Source organism: endosymbiont GvMRE of Glomus versiforme (assembly GCF_003546845.1).
Map to the genome: position 1 here is coordinate 206,899 of NZ_NWVA01000009.1, position 23,908 is coordinate 230,806.

At 29.5% G+C, this 23,908-nt stretch carries 17 protein-coding genes and 1 tRNA gene; 10 read left to right on the forward strand and 8 right to left on the reverse strand.

Annotated elements, in window-relative coordinates; genetic code table 4:
• Positions 1-265 precede the first annotated feature (265 nt).
• Positions 266-1,204, forward strand: coding sequence for a thioredoxin-disulfide reductase (gene trxB, locus GvMRE_RS11620; protein WP_147411413.1), 939 nt, complete (start codon positions 266-268; stop codon positions 1,202-1,204).
• A gap of 47 nt (positions 1,205-1,251) precedes the next feature.
• Here trxB and GvMRE_RS11625 read toward each other — a convergent pair whose 3' ends face one another.
• Genes GvMRE_RS11625 through GvMRE_RS11635 form a run of 3 tightly spaced genes read right to left on the reverse strand, consistent with a single transcriptional unit; the run spans position 1,252 to position 3,333 of the window.
• Positions 1,252-1,431: a hypothetical protein gene (locus tag GvMRE_RS11625; protein WP_147411414.1), complete on the reverse strand. Its 180-nt coding sequence runs from the start codon at positions 1,429-1,431 to the stop codon at positions 1,252-1,254.
• A 35-nt stretch (positions 1,432-1,466) separates the two neighbouring features.
• Positions 1,467-2,000, reverse strand: a complete 534-nt coding sequence (gene rplF / locus GvMRE_RS11630) for a 50S ribosomal protein L6 (RefSeq protein WP_147411415.1) — start codon at positions 1,998-2,000, stop codon at positions 1,467-1,469.
• Between the two features lie 55 nt (positions 2,001-2,055).
• Positions 2,056-3,333 (reverse strand): aminotransferase class V-fold PLP-dependent enzyme, encoded by a 1,278-nt coding sequence (locus tag GvMRE_RS11635; protein ID WP_147411416.1) that lies wholly within the window; start codon positions 3,331-3,333, stop codon positions 2,056-2,058.
• Between the two features lie 337 nt (positions 3,334-3,670).
• Between GvMRE_RS11635 and argS the strand changes: the two genes are divergently transcribed.
• Positions 3,671-5,317, forward strand: a complete 1,647-nt coding sequence (argS, locus tag GvMRE_RS11640) for an arginine--tRNA ligase (RefSeq protein WP_172575403.1) — start codon at positions 3,671-3,673, stop codon at positions 5,315-5,317.
• Between the two features lie 52 nt (positions 5,318-5,369).
• Here argS and GvMRE_RS14005 read toward each other — a convergent pair whose 3' ends face one another.
• Positions 5,370-5,507, reverse strand: coding sequence for a hypothetical protein (locus tag GvMRE_RS14005; RefSeq protein WP_172575404.1), 138 nt, complete (start codon positions 5,505-5,507; stop codon positions 5,370-5,372).
• Between the two features lie 166 nt (positions 5,508-5,673).
• On the reverse strand, positions 5,674-6,867 hold the full coding sequence (locus tag GvMRE_RS11645) for a hypothetical protein (RefSeq protein WP_147411418.1): 1,194 nt from the start codon (positions 6,865-6,867) through the stop codon (positions 5,674-5,676).
• 335 nt (positions 6,868-7,202) lie between these two features.
• Here GvMRE_RS11645 and rplP point away from each other — a divergent pair, with 335 nt between their 5' ends.
• The 3 genes from rplP to GvMRE_RS11660 all read left to right on the forward strand — a co-directional run bounded on the left by rplP (position 7,203) and on the right by GvMRE_RS11660 (position 10,693).
• Positions 7,203-8,285 (forward strand): 50S ribosomal protein L16, encoded by a 1,083-nt coding sequence (rplP, locus tag GvMRE_RS14570; protein ID WP_147411419.1) that lies wholly within the window; start codon positions 7,203-7,205, stop codon positions 8,283-8,285.
• Positions 8,286-8,406: 121 nt separating this feature from the next.
• Positions 8,407-9,171, forward strand: coding sequence for a type I methionyl aminopeptidase (map, locus tag GvMRE_RS11655; protein WP_147411420.1), 765 nt, complete (start codon positions 8,407-8,409; stop codon positions 9,169-9,171).
• Positions 9,172-10,087: 916 nt separating this feature from the next.
• Positions 10,088-10,693 carry a polymorphic toxin type 37 domain-containing protein gene (locus tag GvMRE_RS11660; RefSeq protein WP_147411421.1) on the forward strand — a complete coding sequence of 202 codons (606 nt, stop codon included), beginning with the start codon at positions 10,088-10,090 and terminating at the stop codon, positions 10,691-10,693.
• Between the two features lie 35 nt (positions 10,694-10,728).
• Here GvMRE_RS11660 and GvMRE_RS11665 read toward each other — a convergent pair whose 3' ends face one another.
• Entirely contained in the window at positions 10,729-11,220 is a 492-nt protein-coding gene (locus GvMRE_RS11665; RefSeq protein ID WP_216361646.1) for a hypothetical protein, read from the reverse strand.
• Positions 11,221-12,378: 1,158 nt separating this feature from the next.
• Here GvMRE_RS11665 and GvMRE_RS11670 point away from each other — a divergent pair.
• The 4 genes from GvMRE_RS11670 (at position 12,379) to GvMRE_RS11685 (ending at position 14,182) form a co-directional block, all read left to right on the forward strand.
• Complete coding sequence (locus GvMRE_RS11670) at positions 12,379-12,654, forward strand: hypothetical protein (RefSeq protein WP_147411422.1); 276 nt, start codon at positions 12,379-12,381, stop codon at positions 12,652-12,654.
• A 599-nt stretch (positions 12,655-13,253) separates the two neighbouring features.
• Positions 13,254-13,433 carry a hypothetical protein gene (locus GvMRE_RS11675; RefSeq protein ID WP_147411423.1) on the forward strand — a complete coding sequence of 60 codons (180 nt, stop codon included), beginning with the start codon at positions 13,254-13,256 and terminating at the stop codon, positions 13,431-13,433.
• 39 nt (positions 13,434-13,472) lie between these two features.
• Positions 13,473-14,102 (forward strand): AAA family ATPase, encoded by a 630-nt coding sequence (locus tag GvMRE_RS11680; RefSeq protein WP_147411424.1) that lies wholly within the window; start codon positions 13,473-13,475, stop codon positions 14,100-14,102.
• A gap of 9 nt (positions 14,103-14,111) precedes the next feature.
• Positions 14,112-14,182: transfer RNA gene (locus tag GvMRE_RS11685), tRNA-OTHER, on the forward strand.
• A 1,328-nt stretch (positions 14,183-15,510) separates the two neighbouring features.
• Here GvMRE_RS11685 and GvMRE_RS11690 read toward each other — a convergent pair.
• Together GvMRE_RS11690 and GvMRE_RS11700 are read right to left on the reverse strand one after the other, a co-directional pair.
• On the reverse strand, positions 15,511-15,855 hold the full coding sequence (locus GvMRE_RS11690; protein ID WP_147411425.1) for a hypothetical protein: 345 nt from the start codon (positions 15,853-15,855) through the stop codon (positions 15,511-15,513).
• Between the two features lie 564 nt (positions 15,856-16,419).
• Entirely contained in the window at positions 16,420-20,094 is a 3,675-nt protein-coding gene (locus GvMRE_RS11700; RefSeq protein WP_147411427.1) for an OTU domain-containing protein, read from the reverse strand.
• 278 nt (positions 20,095-20,372) lie between these two features.
• Here GvMRE_RS11700 and mnmG point away from each other — a divergent pair, with 278 nt between their 5' ends.
• The gene (mnmG, locus tag GvMRE_RS11705; RefSeq protein WP_147411428.1) at positions 20,373-22,304 is read left to right on the forward strand and encodes a tRNA uridine-5-carboxymethylaminomethyl(34) synthesis enzyme MnmG; all 1,932 of its coding nucleotides are present in this window, start codon (positions 20,373-20,375) and stop codon (positions 22,302-22,304) included.
• The last annotated feature ends 1,604 nt before the right edge of the window (positions 22,305-23,908 follow it).

Sequence of the window (23,908 nt, forward strand, 5' to 3'; positions counted from 1 at the left end):
TTATCCGATTTGACTGTATAAATCTAAAACTCAAGAGAAGACAGTTCGTTTTGTAAAATTGCTAATAAATTATATAATTACAAATTATAGTCAAAGTACAGTGGAAGAAAAGTTCGATTTAAAAAATTTACTAACTACTTGTGACTAAGCTTTTAACCAATTCGTCTTTCGCTTTTGAAGACGGGGGGTTGGCTGGAGAACGATACAAAGAAAAAAGAGAGATGTTAAAATCAGCTAAAATGTCTTATATTAAGCCTAAATTAATATGTCTTATGAACTAATTATTATTGGAGCAGGTCCAGCAGGGTTGACTGCTGCTATTTATGCTAGAAGGGCTCTCTTGAAATGTTTAATTTTAGAAAAATCCTTGTCTGGTGGGAAATTAAATAAAACGGCTGATGTTGATAATTATCCAGGTTTTACTTCTATTAAAGGACCCAAGTTGGCAGAAAGAATGACGGAACATACCAAACATTATGAAATTAATTGAGAATATGAGGAAGTAACTAAACTAGAAAAAAAAGCACAGGAATTTATTATTAGCACTAGTGAAGGAAACAAATTTATCAGTAAGACAGTTATTATTGCCTCAGGAGCGATTGAAAATAAATTAGAAATTAAAGGAGAAAAAGAACTAACTAATCTTGGGGTTTCTTATTGTGCTATTTGCGATGGTTTTCTTTTTCGAGATAAGGAGGTAGCAGTAGTAGGAGGAGGTTATTCAGCCTTAGAAACGGCTCTATATATGAGTAATCTTGCTACTCAAGTTTATCTTATTCACCGCAGCGAAACTTTTCGGGCCGAAAAAGAAATAGTAGCAAGAGCAAAAAAAGAGCAAAAAATAACTTTTTATCGTAGCAATACGGTCCGAGAAATTAACGGTCAGGAAAAAGTGGAAGCAATAACTATTTGTGATACTAAAAATAATGAAGAAAGAAAATTATCAGTGGCCGCAGTTTTTCCTTGTATCGGACTTTTGCCTTTTAGCAATTTCGCCCACCAGTTAGGCATCTGCGACCAACAAGGTTATATTGCTATTAAGGATGATTGCTCGACTTCGATTCCTGGTTTATTTGCTGCTGGAGATGTGGCTCGGGCTAGTGAAAAAAAAATTAAGCAAATTGTAACAGCCGTAGCCGAAGGAGCTATTGCTGCCCAATCAGTAACCAATTACTTAAAAAAACAGCAAAAAAAAAGATATTAAATACCTCTTAAAACGCTCTAGAATAGTTTATTTCTTCAGGGCTAGCACTATTCTTTTTCTAATCATCAACCAATCAGAAAACCAGCTATAATTATGAATAATCCAATTAAGTTATTCACTATTGCATTATCACCTTTTGTATCATAACCTCCTTTGAGAAAGAAACCAACTATTATACTTATTATTAAACCTGTTAACAAGCCTCATCATTTATTTTTAATATTCATATATTATGTTTTTTATTCTTTATTTGTTTGTTTTATTACTTAACATTTTTTTTCTTTTTTATCTTAATCGTTTTTTCCTCATCAATGTAATAAATACCTTTAGATTCTTTATAAATGCTTGGTAAACGTAACGATCTTATTTTATTAGCTACAAATGAACTAACTTTTTGTTTGTTCGATCCTTTAACCACTATTTTATTTTTTTCTACTGTTACTTCTAAACCCTGAGGAATGTCAACATAGTTTAAATGAGATCTAGCTAGAGAAAATTCTAGCTTCTTATCTTTTAAGATAACTTTATAACCAACTCCTTTTACTTCTACAATACATTGATATCCTTCTAACACTCCTTTTATCATATTATAAATTAAAGAATTATAAGTTCCTGCTAGAGGGTTATTTTTTGATTTAGTGGAAATTTGACTACTTTTGATGATGACCTCTAGTTCAACAGGAAAATTTAGTTCTTCTCTCTCTCCCGTAGAACTTTTCACAAAAATTTTTTCTTTTTCTAATCTAACCTTCACGTTTTCGGGTATAGAAATGATTCTATTAGCAATTCTTGACATATAACTATTTTTTTTGTATAATTAGCCGAAAGATTAATTATGGCATTTTTTTACTTTATAATGAAAGCACCAATAATTTTGGTTCTTGTATAATTTTTTTTAAGATTTCAACTAATTTGTCTATTTCCTCCTTAGTATTATAAATAAAAAAGGAAATTCTTATGGCGGCTTCCATACCAACTAATTCTTTTAAGTAAGGACAACAAAAATTGCCGGCCCGCACACAAATATTATTTTTTCCTAAATAGTCAGCTACATCATGAGCGTGACAATCTTTTAAATTGAAAAGAACAATATCTACTGTTTCTAGTCTTTGATTATAAATAATTATTTTCTCTAATTCTTTTAGTTTATCTAAAGCATAATTTTTTAATTTTTTCTCATAATCGCTTATTTCTTTTATGTCCAAATTATTTAGAAACTCAAAAGCAGCCTTTAAACCAAATATTTGGGCCAGTGGTAAAGTGCCGACCTCAAATTTTCTCGATAAAGGTAAATACTCATTTTTCTCCGCCAAAGAATTATTAGGTCCGAATTTTTTTCCACCCCCTCATAACAAGTTAGGTAATTTTTTCGCTACTTCCTTTTTTATTCATAAAACACCAATTCCGGTTGGTCCGTAAACTTTATGTCCGGAAAAAACCAAGGCATCAATGTTTCATTCTTTTACATTAATCGGCAAATGAGCGATACTTTGGCAAGCATCAATTATTACTAAACAATCGGGATTTATTTCTTTGATTTTTTCGCTAATCTCTTTTACTGGATTAATCACTCCTAAACTATTACTCATGTGAACAAAACTGACTATTTTGGTTTTTTTGTCGATATAATTCTCTAATTTATTAATATCAATTATAAATTCTTCACTTAAAGGCAAAAAATCTACCTTTGCTTCTTTTTTTTGGGCAATATCCTGTCATATGTAGCAATTAGAACTATGCTCTAAATGAGTTAAAAAAACCTTATCGCCTTTTGCTAAATAATCTTTCAAGGATAAAGCCAAAATGTTTAAAGAATAAGTGGTAGAGGGCAAAAAAATAATTTCCTCGGGGTCAGCATTAATTTTTTCGGCAATTAATTGACGGGTTTGAGAAATAGTTTGACGGACTTTTTGAGCAAGTAAATTACTCCCCTCGCTATGACTATTAATAGAATATTTTTCGTAATAGCTTCTAATTGCTTGAATGACTGTATTTGGTTTTAAACTAGTCGCTGCACTGTCCAAGTAAACAGAATTGTTTTGTTGAGTAAAAAAGGGAAATAAATTTCGGATTAATTGCATTTTCCTAACATATAATTTCTTCAAAATTTGATTCCCATTGTTGTCCATAATTTTATGTGTAATTTTCACAATCTTATAGTAATTTTATCTATTTTTTCAGTAGCGAAAAAATAGACATTTCCATAAAAATTCAGTGTGTTAGTAGTTCATAGTAACATGAAAAACTGATAATACATTAAGCTGCTTTTTCATCAAGAAGCCGCTCAAAAGTTAATAGAAAAGTGAGGCGACAAGTATATCAAGGATGGCCTGCTCAATTTTCTTGATGAATTACACAAAATTTTATGCAAAAAAAACACAGCTACGAAAAAGCGGTCAAGAGAAGACAGTTCGTTTTGTAAAATTGCTAATAAATTATATAATTACAAATTATAGTCAAAGTACAGTGGAAGAAAAGTTCGATTTAAAAAATTTACTAACTACTTGAAAAAAGTTTGCTGCCCAGTATAATATTCCTTGGAAAAATTCTTTTTTGCAATGAGAATTACCTTCCAGTATCTCGGCTGACTTTGCTCTGAATTTGGCTTTGTTTGCTTCTCATAAAGCCAAAAGCAATCCTCAAGCAGTAGCCTGAGAAATAATAAAAGTCACTGATTGTCCTAATTGAGAATATACCATTACCGAACAAGGTTATATTAATTTTCGTTTTCCCATCACTTATTATCAACAATTTCTTAACCAAACATTCCAAAAAGAAGGACAAAATCTTCAAGGAGAAAAAAAAAATATTCGTCTAAATATTGAGTATGTTTCGGCTAATCCCACTGGTTATTTACATTTAGCCCATTTTCGCCATGCGGTCATTGGTAATACACTGGCTAATGTCTATCAATTTTATGGTTATCAAATAACCCGTGAATATTATATTAATGACCGCGGTGGGCAAATTGCTTCATTGGTTAATTCGGTTTATCATTTTTACCATCAATTACAGGGTGTTACTTTGGAAAATTCAGACAAAATAGAGTATGTAGGCAAGTCTAGCCGAGAAGCCGCTCAAAAGTTAATAGAAAAGTGAGGTGACAAGTATATCAATAAAGAATTAAATAAAAAGGATTTTAACATTTGAAAAAAAGAGGTTTTAGAGTTAGTTTTAGCCCAAATTCGCCAAGATTTAGAAAAATGTGGAATTAAATTTGATGTTTGGTTTTCTGAAACTAATTTATACGAAAAAAAACGGCACTTAGATTTAATTCAAGAATTAGAAAAAAAAAACTTAACTTATAGTCAAGAGGGGGCAACGTTTTTCCGTAGTGGTTTAGGTGGTGATGACAAAGACCGAGTAATTATCAAACAGGATAGTGATTATACTTATTTCTTTTCCGATATTCTTTACCATCAAGATAAAATGCAGCGAGCTGATAAATTAATTAACGTTATGGGAGCCGACCATCATGGTTATGTTTTTCGCATCAAGAGTGCTTGCCAGTTATTAGGTTATCAATCAGAAAATATCCAAATAATTTTAGTTCAAATGGTTAATTTACTTACCAAAGACGGTCCCGAAAGATTTTCCAAACGAGCCGGCAATACCATTGAATTGGAAGAAGCCTTAAAATACTTAGAATTAGACCAATTAAAGTTTTTTTTATTAGAAAAAGAACCTAGCCAACCCCTTGCTATTAATACTAAATTGCTAAAAGAAAGTAAAGAAAAAACTCGTCTTTATTATATTCAATACGCCCATGCTCGCTGTCATCAAATATTCCAAAAAGCTGAAGAAAAAGGTATCGCCAAAATTAGTTCTAGTATTGACTTGCTAAAAGGAGACAAAGAAAGAAAAATATTTAACTTATTAGTTCGTTTTTCTTTTGTTTTAGAAAATATTATCGAGGAAAACAAATCTCATTTTTTAATCCACTATCTCTATGAAATGGCCCGAGTTTGGCAAGTTTATTATCAAAGTGGTGTTATTTTAGAAAAAAACCAGCCTGAGTTGACCAGTCAAAAGCTCTTATTAGTCAAGAATATTCAAATAATTTTAAAGCTTGGTTTAGATTTGATAGGGATAGAAGCCCCAAATATTATGTAATTTAATTTTCTGAAGATTAGATAAGGGAGAATAAACTTACCTATTTTTTTTTCTATTTATTTGCCTTTTCATAATTAAATTTTTTGTTTTCTCACTCTTTCTGTAATTCAGAAAAGTAAAGTCGGGGGCGAATGTTCTTTCAATCCTTTATTTCTTCTTTTTGTTCTTCTCCTTTTGATTCTTTTACCAATATTGTTTTATACCAGTCTAAATCTGCTTCTATTTATCAAAACAAGAACCTCATTGTTGTTAACAAACTTATTTATTTTTGTTAGTTTGGTAAACTTTGTTTTCTGTCATATGTTGTTTATGGCATGGACAAAAAGTAGACTCTAAAAAAGTTCTGTATATTAAAATTATTTATGCAAAAATTCAACGTAATCGTCTATCTCAAAAACATTTTTGCCATTTACTAGGTCTTCTTTTAATAACTTTATTTTGCAAAGATTAACCATTCAGCGGGTGTTTTTACCAAACACTAGATGCTCAGTACAGAAGTACAGATCAGGTAAGTTTTGATCAGAAGTTTGCTTAAAAAGATAATAATATTCACTGGGGAGACCAAAACCAATCCCCGCCACTTTACTATCTAAACTTATTGTTCCTTCTATAGAAAAAATAGAATATTCAAGTTCTACTTTTTCTTGATTATCGATCGGTGGGGGAGAATTATTTGGGTTGGTTTCATCTGGTCAATTAGCCAAAGGTGTTAGAGTAAAATCATTGTTATTTTCATCAAAATAGTATTCATCTAAATTATTTCCTCATTTATTTGTGCCCGAAATATTTTTTTTTTGAAAAGAGAGTTTGAAAGGTGGGCAGTTTTGGCGTTCCATTTTTTTCCCTTTGAAAAAAGGATGATTTTTAGCAATACAAAAGCGCCGTTGCATGTTTGGATTACGAGAATTTCAGTCAGATTTATCATCAAATCCTCAATAATTCCACTTATAAACCGAAATTCCATCAAGTTTAACTTCAACTTCTATTTTTTCATTAGGAGTTGGATTTTGCGAAGGTGGAGAGTATTTTGGAGTTAAAGTAAATTTATCATTATCCGCTTCAAAAACTCAATTATTATTACCTGGACCCTTAGTGGCATCTTCTTCATGAAAAGAAAAATTATATTGGTTATCTTTAATAATTAAGTCACTAGTTGCGGACAAAGAGAAAATTTTGTTTTTATGGTCGATTAAAATCCTCTTTTTATGATCATTAACATCAATATATTCGCGCTTCCCTCCTACTTTGGTGTTATATTTAACCGTAAGTTGATGATGATTTTTATTTGGTAGGAGGTCATTCCCTTTTTTTAAATTAGTTAATTGTCGAGTTAATTGGTCGATTTTGGCTTGTAATTTTTGTCGATTGATGGAATTAGTTTCGTTAGTTAATTTGTTTTCTGCTTCTTGTAATTTATTTTGAAGTTCCTCAATTTTAATTTCCAAAGTATTAGGATTTTTAGTGAATTTTTCTCCAATAAAAAAGGCTACAATTACCAAAATAGCAACAATTAACCCAACCAAAACAAATTTTTTTAATTTCTTTCTCATTAGCATTTACGATGTATAATAAATTTTGTTAAAAAAAACTAGCAAATGTTAACGAGGAAAACATTTCGGCTATTTAATTTAACAAAACAAAAAAAATAGTTGTCGCCGGCTCAATTTGTTTTACTAAATCTGAAAAAAATGATTCGGAAAACATAGTTGGACGATTCTGAAAAGTACATCTGATTATAAGAAATATCATTGATATCAATATTAAAATAATAAATATAGATGTATAAAGTTAGAGTATAAAATCAACAATAACAGTTTAGTGAAAAAGCTAATAAAGCATTTATTAATTTTGCATCAATAATCAAATAAATACAAATCTTCATAAAATGGCGCAAAAATCTAGCCCTTATTCAATCCGCTTAGGTTATAATAAAGACTGAAATAATTATTTTTTTGCTAAAAGTAAAAAAGAGCAAGTTGACTATCTAAAAAAAGACAAGCTGATTCGTGATTATCTCAACTTTCATTTTTCTGACATTGATCAATTAAAAATTGAGTATACTAAAAACAGTATTTTTATCTATCTTCACATGCCAGGAATTAGCTTCCTAATAGAAGAAAATAAAGAGAAGTTAAACATGGTAGCAAAAGGTGTACATACTGTGTTTAATGATAGTAGTATCAATGTTCAAGTGAATCTAATCGAAGTAAAAAGAATTTATAGCCAAGCTCAATCGATAGCCAATATAATTGCTAAACAATTAAAAATGAGACTTCCTTCCCGTCAAATTCTAAAAAACGTGTTAATTAAATTACCTTTTGAAAAGGAAGTCAAAGGAGTAAAAATAGAAATCAAAGGTCGTCTAGATGAATCTGACATTGCTCGAGAAAGAAAAGAAACATACGGTAAAATGCCTATTAGTACTATTGATAGTAATGTTGATGTTGGGAGAAATAAAGCTATATTATCCTCTGGAACAATTGGTATTAAAGTGCTAGTTTATAAAGGAAGATTTTGAAAAAAAAAAATAAACATAATGTTGATACCTAAAAAAACTAAATATCGCTATAATCATTCTTATAGTTATGAAGGCTATCCTAAAGGAAACAGAGTAGTTAGTTTCGGTGAGTTTGGTTTGAAGACTCAAGAAGGAGCTTATATTACTAACAGACAAATTGAAGCTGGGCGAAAATTCATCAGTCCTTACGTAAAAAAAACTGGAAAAATGTGAATTAGAGTTTTTCCTCATTTAGGAAAAACAAAAAAATCTGTAGGAGTAAGAATGGGCTCTGGGAAGGGCTCAATAGAAGAATGAGTGGCTGTTGTGAAGTCCGGAACCATTATCTACGAAATTAAAGGAGTATCTAAAAGTGTTGCTTACAAAGTGCTAAAAAAAGCTGGTGACAAATTACCAAAAAATAATGGTAAAGCAAAAATCAAATATAAAGTTGTTGAAAGAAATGAATAAAAGGGCGTAAAAAGAAGAATTTTTTATCATTAGAAATACTGATTAGCGTTGTTGTTATCCAAGTGAGAAATAGAGTAATTACTAAACTGATCAAGAATAATTTTTGTTATAACGGTTAAAAATGCCAGAAAAGATACATAAATTAAAATGAATGAGAAAGGTTGGACAATCGGTAGCTAATATTTTAAAAAGATTGAAAGAAGAAATAAGACCTGATATTTCTGGAAAACATTTAGAAAAACTAGCTATCGAATTAATGAAAAAAGAAGAAGTTTGTTCATCAAGTTTGGGTTACAAAGACAGTTTTCCGTCTGCTATTTGTGTTTCAGTAAATAGTGAGTTAACTCACGGAATTCCTAATGAGAAAAAATTTCAGGAAGGCGACTTAGTATCGTTTGATGTAGCTTGCTACGTGAAAAACGAAAAAGGAATTACTTATCATGCAGATGCAGCTTTGACTATTATCGTTGGAGAAGGAGATGAAAAAAAAAAAAATTTATTAAGTGTAACTAAAAATAGTTTACATTATGTGATTCAAAAAATCATACCTAACAAGACTACTGTCCAAGATATTGGCGAAATGTTAGAAAAATACATACGAACCCGTGGTTATCATCCTATTAAAGAATATGGTGGTCATGGCATTGGGGAAAAACTTCATCAAGAACCTTTTATTCCTAACTACAAAATACCTAATAAAGGAGGCATTATCAAGAGTGGAATGTTCATCTGTATCGAACCATTAGTTCAAATCAATGATGCAAAAATCGAAATTTCAAAGGATAAGTGAACAGTGGTTTCAAAAAATAATCATCTAAATGCTCATTTTGAACACACTATATATATTAATGATGAAGAAGCAGAAATAATAACTAATTTTGAATAATTTTTTTTGTTTAATTTTGACATAATTGTTTACTAAATCTAAAGATTTTCGTGACTCGAAAAAAAGTATTTTTAAGTAAGATAATTACTGTAGTTTTTGTAATAATAATATAGGAGCTAATATTAAAAACCTTAAACTTACTTTTAGGCAAAATAATCCGGAAGCAAGGAAAATATATTGAACGCAGAGACAGTTCGAAAGAACTGATTTTATCTATGAATTTATCAAATGATTTAAATTCTTCTGATTTTTGAAGAGATATCTATCTAGCCAAAATCGAAGAAATCTTAGAAGACATCTGAGTCACTAGCAAAATAGGAAACAAACACGATCTAGAGATTAAATTGATCAGTAGCTAGTAAAAAATAAGCTATTAATTAGTTCTATTTATCTATTCATTTTTTACAAAGACACAAATCAGATAAAAATAACAAATCATTTTAGTGAATAACAGAAATTATTGTTTTCTACTTTTAGTTTTATTACTGCTTTACTGGTTTAGAAAAAAATATAGTTAAACTTTGAATTTAGTTAGGTTAATGATTAGACTAATTTAGATTGTCCGAAGATGATCTACAGAATTAAACTTTAACTGATTTCTCATAATCCGATAAAGAGATTGCATTTCTAAGTTTATTTCCTTTACGAGAAAAGTAAAATATTGGAGATGAACATTTAACTTTTTGGGCTTATCTCTATTCTATCTTATGGATGATTTTTTTTACGTTGCTTTCTTATAAAAAAAAGAATATTTTTCCTTAGTTCATTCTTTACCTCTACGGTCATAAAAATATAAGTTTTTAAGATTTTTTTATAAGTTCCTTATCAATAAGAAAAAGTATGTTTGCTTGATTTTTCTTGTCATGCCTTAACTTTTGTTTGTTTTGCTAATTATTCTTTTTTTCTCTGCTAGAATATGGCATTTCTCGGTCAGTTCTTTGTGCAAGAATTAGTAAAGATTGCTGTGAAAGAAGTCGTTGAAGCGGCAGTGGTGACAACCGTGGTGGCAACTACCGCTTATGTCGGAGTTAAAACTGTTGAAGGAATTAGAGACATGGTGGGGAAAGAAAGCAGTTCCTCCTCTTCCATTACTACTTGCTTTCCATTAGAACAAAAGACTATCTATGATTGGTGGGGTCATGGTCTTACTGACGAGGAATACCAAAAGCTACTTGAGTTAGGATATAATATCAGAACTGAATGTTTTTCGTTGGAGGAGGTGAAAACTATGATCCGTTGTGAAGTGAAAGCTCCAGGTAAACCGCCTGTCAATGCACCTGGCTGGGAACGTAAATGGGAACCTCCAAAAGGCTGGAATGGAGAACTAAAAAGACCTAATGATAAAAGCAAAGCCAAAGGCTATCCTCATAAGGATGGCAGTGTTTGGGTTCCTACTGGTGAGAATCCAAATAATCCTAACTCTCATGGAGGTCCTCACTGGGATGTCGAATATCCTAGCGGACATTACGGAGATTATGAAAATGTTTTTCCAGATGGAACTGTAAGGAGAGGAAGAAAATAAGAAGTTTTAACAAAGGTGAGAATAAAACACAGAACTTATTTTTTAGGATAAACATTTTGATGCACCCCTAAAAATTCCGGATCTTTGTTTTTGTCTATCGGCGAGATACTAGACATCTTATAATTATAATAGGCAACGTTTGATTTTTTCTTACTTTTCTTATCTGAGGGGTTATAAGAATGAATAATGATATTCACCTCTTTTTTATCAGGATAGAACTTTTTTTTTAAATACATAGTTCTATGTCAGTCTGCATCATAAAACAAAGTTCCGTGAATACCATTTACTAACTTTTTATCTACTCTATTTTTTCACATCTCTTCGAAAACTTTGTCTCATCTCTTTCTTTCTTCTTTTTTCTCTGTCTTTTTTATTCGTTTCGAAAAATCCTCAATAAACTCAATATCTTGTCCATTAGGAAAGATTAAATTAAAATATTCTTCTTCGATACTATAAATAGGATAATGACAATTTATTGCTCCATCAATAACTTGAATATTCTTAAGAGTTTTTAGTTTTTGAGTCATGTTTTATAAATTTGTTTTAATTTTTTTTCTAATTCCCATCCTTGGATTAGTTTTTTTTCTGTTTTTAGTTTTTAATTATTTGTTTTTTATTTTCTTTTCGCTTTTTGTTTTTTCTTATTTATGTATTAAAATAGTATGAATAAATAAAACTTTTAAGAACTTTGTTCACAAAATAGTTATAATTTTACAAATTATGATTTACCTATTGTTCAGAATGAATTTCATACGCTTTGTTAATTTCTAAATTTGATACAGATTTCATAAAGATAAAATAAGTAAGATTCCGAACTAACAGAAAATATGAATGAATAGAACCAATGATTATTGGATTTCTGAAATTAAGTACTATTAAAAAGATAGTTCGCATGTTCTAACCATAAAAATACAAAACATGCTTTTGTTACCATATTGCATCTTTTATATACAAATACAAAGCATTTTTTTGAAGATTATGATAGAATCTCAGGTGAAAACAAAACTTTTTTAGCAAAAATAGAAAAGATTTCTTCCTAGCAAGATAAAACAAACTTTTTACTATCAGACAAATAAGACAAATAAATCAATCAATTTAAAACTAATTAAGATTTTTCTTGGGAAATCTCTATTCTTAAGTACATCTTTATTCTATAAGGTTCTACACTTATTTGAGGATGATTTTATAGACTAATCATTCTTTATCTTTCAACTTCTTAAAGAATAAGAATTAAGTTTGTTTAAGCAACAAAATAATGATTTTTTGAGGCTTGTTTGTGTTTTCGTGTGAATAAATAAAATATTTTGTTTAAATTTTCTTAAATATAGAACAAGAGTAAAAATAGTTAAGGTTTGCGATTGTCAGCGATAGACAGAGATTACATAAAGACAAAGAATTTAACCAAATCAGAGATCTTTGCTTTTACTCTGTTGTTAATTAATGATAGATAATCTTTGCAATATCAGTGATGTTTTTTTCTTATAAAAAGATAACTTTAATTTGCTTTTTTCTTCACCTTGTGCGGTCAAAAAATAAGTTTGATTAAGTTTTTTTTACGAATAAAAGTGAGTTAAGAATTTATTTTAACTTTTGTCTTTTTGAATTATTTTTTTGCTAATATTGTCTTTGTTTTGTTTAGGTTTAAATCTCTATCTTATCTTTTTTTTAATACTTTTAAAAACAACATGGGTTTTTGGAGCGATATTGCTGAAATTGGTATTGGAATAACGATAGTAACTACCTCTCTTGTATGTCCGCCAGCAGGATTTGCTATGGCAGCTTCCACGACATTAGTAGGGGGAACAGTAGCAGTTGTTGGTAAAGCTACTGACGATGAAGAATTAGAGGAAGTAGGCATGACTCTTTTTAAACCAGGAGCAACATCGTTAGTAACAGCAGGAACTGGTTTAAAAGCTCCACGCACAAAATGTTCACTACCCTTAACTTTCTGTAAAAAATAATTATTATGAAAAAGAAAGTAGGTAAGAAAAAGATGAAATTAGTTCGTGTTTTAATACGTAGATATGATAGAAGATCTAATTTTTTTCTTTTTCTTTTTATCCTTTTTGTTTTCTATTTTTTTACTCAATAAGAACGAATGCTCCAAATTATCTTGTTTATGTTTCTCTCTTTTCTTTATTAACTTGTCTCTCTTTTTTTATTTATTTTCTAAAACGATTTTTAGTTTACCGCGATAAGTTGGAAAAAGGTTCTCATAATTTATAAACAATAATTTTTTTTATCTTTTTTCTTTCCTAAAATAGTTATATCTTTCCCCTTGATAGCCAAGTTTTTTCTGTTCTTGGTCTTCAACTATTTTATTTTTTTTAGTATCTTTTTGTTTATTTTTCCTAAGTTTTTATCTTTTGTATGTATTTACCCGCGTGTAATTATTAAAATTGTAAGCATAAAAAATGATACTTGTCAGAAATTAACCATTAAAAAAGAATGTTAAAAGTTAAAAACTTGCAATAATTTTACAAAGAATTTAAAAAATACTTAGTCTCTAAAAATGTTTGTGATTCAATAAATTACGAAGACTTTGTTAAGAAATTTGAATTTGGAGAAAGTGGAAAGAGACAAATACGAAAAAGAACAAAAGAGAGTAAGTTATACCCATCAACAAAATTCCTTACCTAGTCTGAAAGAAACTAATCCTAATCTCCAAGGCATTTATTCTCAAGTTCTCCAAGATGTAGCCCAAAGAGTTAAAAAGGCTTTTCAAGATCAAGATAGATAAGAATATTTCTCAGTTAACAAATAAGTTAAAATATAAATTATGTTAATTGTATTCGTTGGCATCCCTGGCTCGGGAAAATCAAGCACAGTTAAAAAACTGGCCAGTTTGCTAAATGTAAAATGTTTTGCTGAACCAGAAGAAGAAAAATGAGCCGATGCGGCAAAAGATTGAAAAACCTATGGTAGTTTTTCGATGCTAATGTGATTTCGTTCTATTCGTGTCCCGATGCTAATTGAAGCTCAAAAACTGAGTGAAGAAGGAGAAACTATCTTAATTGATACTTATTACGATAAACTCCTCCATTATTACATTAATAAATTCTGTATGCGATGGTTGCTTTCTCCTTCGGACCGCTATCTTCCAGTAATGAAAGAAATTGCAGCAATTGACAAAGACATACTTCCAGATGCTGATATTGTTATTTTTTTTGAGATGAATAATAAAGAAAATTGACTTAGTTCTTTAAAAGAACGAGGTCGTTCAACTGATAATGAGGAAGAATTTTTAAAAAATTTTGAAACGCAAAAATTTCTTCTGGAAGCCAGCAAAAAATATTGTGAAGAAAAGAATATAGAATTAATCCTTTTTCCTCGCGGCACTGCTTCAATCGAAGACTCAGTATTAAGTCTTAAAAAAATTTTGGAAGAAAAGTTGCCAAAAAATAAATAAATATAGCAACGGAAAGTGGCCTAATGGCAAGGTGCTTGGTTAGGACCAGGGGATCGTGAGTTCGAGTCTCGCCGTTCCGACTATTTTAATAGAGAGCTTGAAAGAGAGAATATTTCTATATAAATCAGTCGTTTTTGCTTTATTTTTTTTGTTTTTAATAAATATTTAGTCTGAAGTCTAAAAAATATTTAACTATTTATGTATAACTTTTAGATAATTTTAGTCTAATATAAATAAGGTTATAAGGCTTACGCCTTAATAAGATATGATGTAAACATGCATGCAAATTAAGTAGCTTAGATATCTATTCACTTTGATATAATTAATTTGCTTTTATGCTCATTTAAAACTAAGTTAATTACCCTATTAAAAACTTTTAGTATAGACCCTTTATTCATGAGAAAATAATAGCTGACACACAATAAATAAGCAAGAAACCCAAATTTTATTCATATAGTCGCGACAAAATGTAAAGACTTAAAAACACACAAAAAAATGTTTACAGTACTATTCTAAAATCATGATTATAAGTACAACTCTATTTTTTTACCACCTTGTGAAAATTTTATATACTGACCCTTAACTACCTTAGAAACACAAAAATCTATATCTTCAATAGTCGATAATGGAATGCTCTTTTTCTCGAACTGACCGTTCTTTTTGTTTTTAAAAATAAAAGCTTTTTGATCTCCAGTTTCTTCATCAGTTTCAACTAAATGAAACTTTATATGAAAATTAGACAAAAATTTATAGTATTGGTATGTGATTAAATTGTATACGTAAGAATTCAGCAATAAAATAACTTACTTTTTTGGTTTTATTTAGTTCCTCTTTCTGTTGTCTATTAAAACATCCTTCTTCAATAACATCGTCTAAATTTACCGTTTCTTTTTTTTCTGATTCCTTAGCAAAAAAGGCGAAAAAAAACGACATGATAATAAAAGAGATTAGAAAAAATATCAGTTGAACTATTTTTCAGACGCTTAAAATTAAATCTTTTTATCTATTTTATAGTGCAAATAATCTGCTCTGTTACTCATAAAAATATTTTATTTCTTGTAACACTTTTTATTCAATGATTGGTTTTGATAAAAAAGTTAGAACAGCAGCAAAGAATACTTTAAATACATCCGAATTTCAATATAACTAGCTAGTATAAAGAACTTTAAACCTATCATATTACAAAAATGATTAAAGATTTTATAAGGATAAAGGATCTAATTTATAATTAGATTCTCCTTATTGTTTAACAAACAATACTTTCATTGTTAATTGAGTTACTAAGAATAAGAAAAAATTCGGGAGTGCTGAATAGAATTAAACATTATTATTCTTTTGTTCAGTTTAATTTTTGTAGTTTCTATTATCTATATTTAGGTAGAAAAGCGAATGATTGCCAATACTTTGTTTATTTGAGGATTATTTTGCTGATTTCATCTAAGCCTGTTTCGGAGTATTTTTGATAAAGACTTTGAACAACTGAATATTTTCTAAGTCATCAGTCTATAGTAGAGGGAACGATTTGCAGCGGAATAAGTAGTGGAGTTTGTGAAGTTGCATCTAAAAGCATAGCAAAAAACTTAGGTAGTAGTGTGGAAGATGGCTTTAAAAAAGGATACAAAGTTGGCACAGAAATATATGATAAAGGTTCTTTAGCATTAGATGCAAAAAGAAATTTATTTAGTTCAAGTTCCTCTTCTCGTTCCAGCAGTAGTTCCTCTTCATCTTCTTCAAGACTTCCAATGAAATACAAATACATTTAAGTGTAAATGAAAAAAAATAAAAGATGAGTATTTTGGTTTTTCTTTCCTCTTATTTTTATATTTACTCCTTCTTTTCTTCTTGCCTTGTTTGTAGTTGACCCATTTTTAAGGAATAAATGAGGAAATAATGTTCTTTTTAGGACTAGTGCCACGATTTCACTAGTTATAGTAGGAGGAGCAGTAATCATAACCTCCTCCTTTTTTACAAAAAAAAAAAAACACTAATTCCAGTATCTCGTTTATAAAAATGAATCTGGCTTTTTAGAAAAGTTAACAAATTTAAAGTCCTCTTTTAGCCACAAAAAAGCCTCCTTTTGTGGCTTAGGTTAGTCTAATAATTGAGTTCTCAATTGAATTGTTAAACATACCCCCCCTCCTCAAATACTCCCTAAACTTTTTCCTCTGCCAATCTACTAGCCTATTATAAAACTTCTTTCCTAAACATTCTAGGCAAAAGTGTATTCTGTTCTAAGTGTTGTCAACGTAAATACCATTTTTTTCAAAGCTTCTGCTAGCGTCAATAGCTTATGTTTTTTATTTATATGCATGATATTTTATGTCTTGAATACCCGTTTGTTAAATTCGATAATTAATTTTTCAGCCTCGTCATCTATTGTCTCGACATTACCAGTAGCATCACCGATATCCTTAGCTATTCCCGCTTGACCTCTCATTTTAACAGCAGCATTAGCGGCATTAATAATTATTGAACATTTGTGAAGGTTGCCATCTTGAATATTTCCCTTACCATATTTTGTAGAAACTTTATTAAGCAAATCGTTAGTACTACCAACTTTTTTTAATTCATTTTTAAACCTCAAAAAAGACCCTTCGAGATATCTATTATCCTTATCATCAGAACAATAGTCTATAAAAACTATCTCTAAGTCTTTATCACTTCGTTGGTAAATAGTTGTTCGGACAATCAAATCAGCAATTTCTACTTCGGATAAACCAATCAAATCTTTAAATATTCCTCCGCCGACTAGGGGAATAGCTATTGCTTTTTTAATACCAACATCTTTTTTGACTAATCTTTCAGCTAAAACAATTGAGTTTTGAATGGAAGTGATTAAAGAATGATCAGAAGGTTTATAAATTTCATCATGAGAACCAGTAGCAGCATGAATAATATAAAAAATACCGCTTTTTAACAATTTACTTTTGCCTTTGTGTTCTTCTACATAAGATTTAGTTAGCAAAGCAGCTCCTCGAGGCAACAAGTTATTTGTTTTTTGGTGAGTAGCGCGTTTTTTACCATCTTTTATTTGTTCATCTTCTTCATAAGTTCCTAAAGAAGAAATGTTTAATTCTGGATCTTGATATTCCGGTTCTTGTTTTTTTCCTTTTAGAAAAGGAATTAAAGGAGAAAATCGACCTAATAAATTTTGCTTAAATGAAATGTCAACTATTTGTTGTCAATTGATATGAATAGCTTCACCATTTGGACAAACATTCTCAAACTTACCAAATTCGATTAAAAATTTTTTACCAACTCGGTTAATCCTTTCAAGCTGAGCAGATATTTCCTCAAACCGGTCATCTCTTACTTCAAAATTATCCTTTCCGTCATAGAAAATTTGTATACTAGTTTTTTTTGCCAATTTAAGTTTATCAACTTTATCATTCTTGTTTTTTTCAGAAAAACCATAAGCTATTAAAGAACCAGCTATAAAATTAAATGTAATGCTTCTATTATCGTAAAAGGGCGCGTCAGTAGAATTAATATCAATCCCAGTAGGAAAAAATTCAAATCAGCCTTCATTGTGATTTTCCTTTTGAACCAAAGGTTCAAAATGACCTCCTCCTAAATTATAGAATACAAATGGGTTTTTATATGTCAAATTTTCTTCACTATTGATAAGGGTTCGAAAAATATTGCCGTTATAGGCATTTATTTTCTTTTGGATTTCATTGAGATTAGCAAATTCTTTTTTGTAAAGTAGGATAATCGGCCGAGAAATTATCTTAGAAATATAATTGTAATCATCAGTTGCTATTCAAGTATGACCTTGGTCTTTTGTTAGAGCCTTAACATTATCTACCAATGGGTATTCTCCTTCTTTGTCTTCAATTCCTCAATTCCTAAGAAGTTTATCTTTTATTCAATTTACTTTACCTTTGTCTCCAACTTCATCTTTCTCTTCTTGTCACTCTTCTTTTATCATTATATTTAAACAGACAGCTAATCTCAACCTTTGAGCTATATCTTCCTGGATCTTAATATTATCATCACCAGTTAACAAAATAGCTATAGAATTAAGACCACAATTTCCATCTCCAAGAGAATTTATAGCTTTATAATCAGTTCGGTATTTTTCGAAAAAACCTTTGGCAGTTCCTAAATAATACGCTTCTCCCGAATATTTTTTTTCTTTAATTGCTCTACCTTCTGGCAAGTTTAGTAAAGTATCTTTGTCTGCTCCATCTAAGCTAATACCTTCCAACGGTTTGGTTTCTTTTAACTTAGCTTCAGCTCAAGACTTAATCTCTCTCAAGTTTTTAGCTTTAAACGAATTATTTTCTACATAATTTCTAATTTCTAATAAAGCCCTATTTATATTACTTTTTGGCTTTTTTCTCTTTTTTGTTCCTTTTGATGACAATATTTTTTTATTATCTTTATTATCTTTATTATCTTTATTATCTTTATTATCTTTATTATCTTTATTATCTTTATTATCTTTATTATCTTTATTATCTTTATTATCTTTATTATCTTTATTATCTTTATTATCTTTATTATCTTTATTATCTTTATTATCTTTATTATCTTTATTATCTTTATCAAGCATTAACCATTCATTAGCAGTAATATCGGAAAAATTTAAATGAATTTCATCACTGTCAATTCGTATACCTCGGTAATTTTTTGTAAAGTCTGCTCCTGTTCAAACTCTTAAAATGAATGTTGCGCCCTTTGTATTTTCTCCTACCAAAAGTTTCACTGAATCTTCATAACTTTCTTTACCTTGTTTTGTGCTTACATCAAAATATACCACTATGTTTTTTTTATCTTCCAATTTCAAAGCATCCAACTGATTTTTAATTTCCTCACGCAAATTCTCATCCACTATACTTATCTTGCTTTTTTTTCCTGTAAGAAGAGTTTTTTTGCTTAAAGGAATAGAAATGTAAGCATCTTGATTGTCACTTGTTTTAGAAGGATTTACAACGCCGCCAAACCATTTTATTACCTTTTTTGAGGACATAGTGTATTTCAGCAAAAATTCTTGGTGATTATCTGGTCGAAGAATAGTAATAAAGTGGTTACCTCCCGAATGATGAATAAATCATGGTTCTTCATGCTCAAAAGTAAAACTATAAGCAATGTTTACATTATTAGTTGAAATATAATAATCATCTCTTCCAGCACTATATATTTTACCATTTGTTTTATAAGTCAATGTCAAAGGTCGTTTTAAAATACGAGAAACATGGACTAAATCAGCACCATCCAATCAACTTTTGTTGGTTGCCCATGGATGAGAATTATCAATATTTTCCATTAATTTGTTTCAAATGTGGTTTGTATCTGAACCTTCTTTAATCATAAAATCAAGACACATTTTAGTCCGTAATGGAAGAGCATATTTACCGTTGTTTTTTCCTTCTAAATAGTTAGATAGAGAATTTAAAAAACAATTGCCATCTCCCAAAGCTTTATAACCTACATAGTTCTTTCATCTTTCATTGTTTGCATAACAAGCAATTTCAGTTTCCTTTCCTTCAATTTTAGCTTTAAATGTAAAATCTTTGGCGCCATTTATTTCTCTTTTAAAAACATCATCGACTTCTATTTCTCTAATTTTGCTTTTTGGCACCCCTTTCAAATCAACTTCTTTATCTCAAAAGTTACTAACTCCATATTTTTTATCAATCTTTTTTCCTTCCGACCTTATTTTTTCCAATGTAGGTGCTTTTGTCTTGTCTGAACCCATAAACTCTCTTATGTCGGCAAGAATTGTCTCCCAAGTTGAATTTTGATTTAAATCGTATTTTGTCGTGTCATCTTTATTATCTTTATTATCTTTATTATCAAGAATATTGATGATAGACAATATTTTTTTCTCTCAATCTTTCAAACTATTAGTACTGTTTATTTCGCTGTTACTAACCAGATAATCCTTCAAGTTACTAATAATGTTAGTGTCGATTCCTATCTCTTCTAGTAGTTTATCAACTTTAATGTTTTTGTTCTCCAATATTAATTCGATTTTGGAAGCCATTTTAGTCTTTGACTTTGCTAGATGTTGATCTTGTTGAAAATTTTGAGAAGAATTATTTCTTGAATTTTTATTTACAAATATTATTATCGATATCAATAAAATAAAAAGGGTTGAAATTATCAAAATTCTTTTTTTATTTTTCATTGGTTTTAAATATCTGTTTCTTGTATAATATATCTCTAATTTTAAGTCAGGTTTACATGAGCAAAAAAAATTTTTGTAAAAAACAAAGTTAAAAATAATCTAAATAAAATGCTTTATAATTTTATATGATAATAATGAACAAAACTTTTAATATAATTATTATTGGTGGTGGGCACGCTGGTATCGAAGCTTCGCTCGTTAGTGCCAAATTAGGCCACAAAGTAGTTTTAATTACTCTAGACAAAAAAAAAATTGGTCTAATGCCCTGTAATCCTTCGGTTGGAGGAATAGCTAAAGGAATAGTAGTGCGAGAGATTGATGCTTTGGGCGGAGAAATGGGTAAAGCGGCTGATGCCACAGCACTTCAATTCAAATTGTTAAACACTTCAGGCGGACCTGCTGTTCAGGCTTTACGAGTTCAATCAGATAAGATTGCTTACGCTCGTTATATGCAAAAAGTAGTCAGCAAACAAGAAAATTTGACAGTTATCGAAGGGGCAGTAAAAAATCTAATAATTAATGAAAAAAATATACAAGGAGTAGAGTTAAATAACGGAGAAGTTATTAACTCTCGCATTGTAATTCTGACTACTGGCACTTATTTGCAGCCCATTACTTATAAAGGAAAAGAAAGCCAAATTGAAGGACCAGATGGCGAGAAAAAAGTAGTCAATAATATTTCCCAACAATTGCAAGAGCTAGGATTTAAATTAAAACGCTTCAAAACCGGAACCTCGCCACGTATTTTAACTAATACTATTGATTTTTCTGTTTTGAAAGTAGAACCAGGCACCAATTTACCCCTCCGATTTTCTTCCCAAAGTAATTACACAAAGTTATTGTCCTTTGAAAAACAATTGCCTTGCTACCTACTTTATACTAACGAAAAAACTCATCAAATTATTCGTGTTAATTCTCACCTTTCACCAATTTTTTATAAGGAAAATATTGGCACTGGGCCACTTTATTGTCCCAGCATTGAAGATAAGATTTATCGATTTGCTGATAAAGAAAAACACCAAATATTTTTAGAACCTGAATCTCAGGAATTAGATACCACCTATATTCAAGGATTATCAACTTCTCTGCCGAGCGAAATCCAAGCCGAAATTTTAAAAACTTTACCGGGTTTAGAAAAAGCCGTAGTAAAAAAATGAGGTTATGCTATCGAGTATGATGTAATTGACTCCATTCAATTAAAAATTAATTTAGAAACCAAGCTAATTGACGGTCTTTTCACGGCAGGTCAAATCAACGGCACTACTGGCTATGAAGAAGCAGCAGGACAGGGAATAATTGCCGGAATAAATGCCAGTCTTAAGTTAAAAAAAAAAGCGCCATTAGTTCTCACCCGTGACCAAGCTTACATTGGAGTATTAATTGACGATTTAATTAAAGGAGTCTCTGACCCTTATCGACTCTTAACTTCGCGAGCCGAATATCGCTCATTATTAAGACACGATAATGTTTATACTCGTCTTTGGCCGATTATCCACAATGATTATCCACAATTATGATTACTAAGCGAGGAACAATGAAACCTATTTCAAGAAAAACAAAAAATTCAAGAAGAAATTACTCAAAAGTTAAAAAATTTAATCATTAACCTTAAGTTTGACCATGATTTTGCTCGAAATTTTCCGCAATTCGATACTAGTCAGCGGAAGACAAATAAAGTAATAAATGGATATAATTTGCTAAAAAATCCTAAAATCTCCTTATCGCAGTTTTTTCCATGAATACCAGAAATTGCCAAACTAAATTGAGACGAGCAACGAGAAGTGGAAGTCAATGTAAAATACGGAAAAGACGAAAAAGGAGGCTATATTTGAAGACAAAATAAAGAAGCTGCTCAAATGAAAGAATGCGAAAAAATGTCATTGCCTTCTGATATTGACTACTTTCAAGTAAACAATTTATCCAAAGAAGCTCAGGAAAAATTAACTAAAATAAAGCCTGCCACACTAGGGATAGCTATGCGGATAGCAGGAATAAATCCAACTGATATCCAAGTGTTAAGTTATTATTTGGACAGAAGCAAAAGTCACACAAAAAAAATCACTTAATTAGTTGTTGCAATAAATGTTTACAGCATAATTTCGTTAGACTACTTAAACAGTTTTCTTATTGATTTCACTATAACTGATCCTGTGAGCTGCTTTTTTTTCCTGTAAGAAGAGTTTTTTTGCTTAAAGGAATAGAATTCATTGGCTTTAAATATCTGTTTCTTGTATAATATATCTCTAATTTTAAGTTTTGATCTTTCACTTTTTAAGTGTTGACGATCATGTTGGATTTTTTTCAAATTTATGATAATTAGTTCTTCGTTATTATAATTTTCAAAGGAAACAACATTTGTTTTGCACAAAATTGATGAAACTAGGAAGTATTAAAAAACAAAGAAAGAGAAAATTTCCAATATACTAATAATATTATTAAGATTTTTTTATTTTTGTAATTTTTACTGCTAACTGATTAGAAAAATAAACTAGAAACAATTACAAAGAAAGAACTAAAAATATCTTTTAAGATTTAAAAAACAAAATAATAAAAACAAAGTTTAATAGATAACTAATACTAGTTTTTTTTTCGTTTACAACTTACTTATTTAACTTTTAGGTTTAGGAAATTAATGAAAATTTTTACTACTTTTTATTCATCTGGACTGCAAACGAGGGAAACGCCAACATCTAGACATATTGGTAGTTCTTTAGGACACGAAAATTCACTTCCGTCTTTACAGACGATTTGGTCAGGAGGATTGTTTTGTGGTGAACAACTGCAAGCACGTACTTTCACTCGGTTGAAAGAAATGTTATTTGCCCATGTTTTTAAAACTTATCAGAAAAAAAAGACACATTACGATTAGTAAATAAAATGGTATAAGACAAAATACAGTAACTATTAATAACAATATTTAATTATTTAATCTTACCTTTTTTTTCAGCAGAGACACATAATAGTAAAGTCAAAAAGATCGAGAAAGTGAAAAAAAGTTGAAATTTCATGGCGGTAAGAAATTAGATATAAATTGTTAAAAAGTAGCTTTTTTAACAAATAACTGTTTATAGTTTTTAAAAATGATGTTTACAAATATTATCTCAATCATTTTATAATTTTAATATCCAATTTGATAAATGTAAAACTTCGTACTAAAAACAAAAAAGCTAAATTACATCTCATTTCCCCTTTGTTTTAAAAAAGCAGCTTTATATTATCAGAAAGCATTAACAATCAAATATTATTTAAGTATTGTTTTTTTGCTTCTAAACATAACAATTGTATCTATTGTTACGATAATAGGTTAGATTTTTTATTAAACTTAATTAGAAATTAAGTTTTAAGTTAATTCATGACAAAAAAAAGAACTTTTTCTAAGGCCTAACTGAGACTTAAAGAGGAAAAAAATAACGCGTGATATTGAAAACAATAGTGTATTATTGTTTTCTTAATTCACTTTTATATTATCATCAAAACTCTCACTAAAACTATTATGCCTCTTTCTACGACAAGTTTGTATTACTTATTACTAATATTCACACAAAGTGTAATTTTTATATCAATCTATCTAATTAAAAATAAAGTAGTATGAGGGGAATTCAAGAAAATCAGCTAGGACAAGAAATCATAGTTTTTACATTTCTATATTCATATAAATAATCGTTGAAAT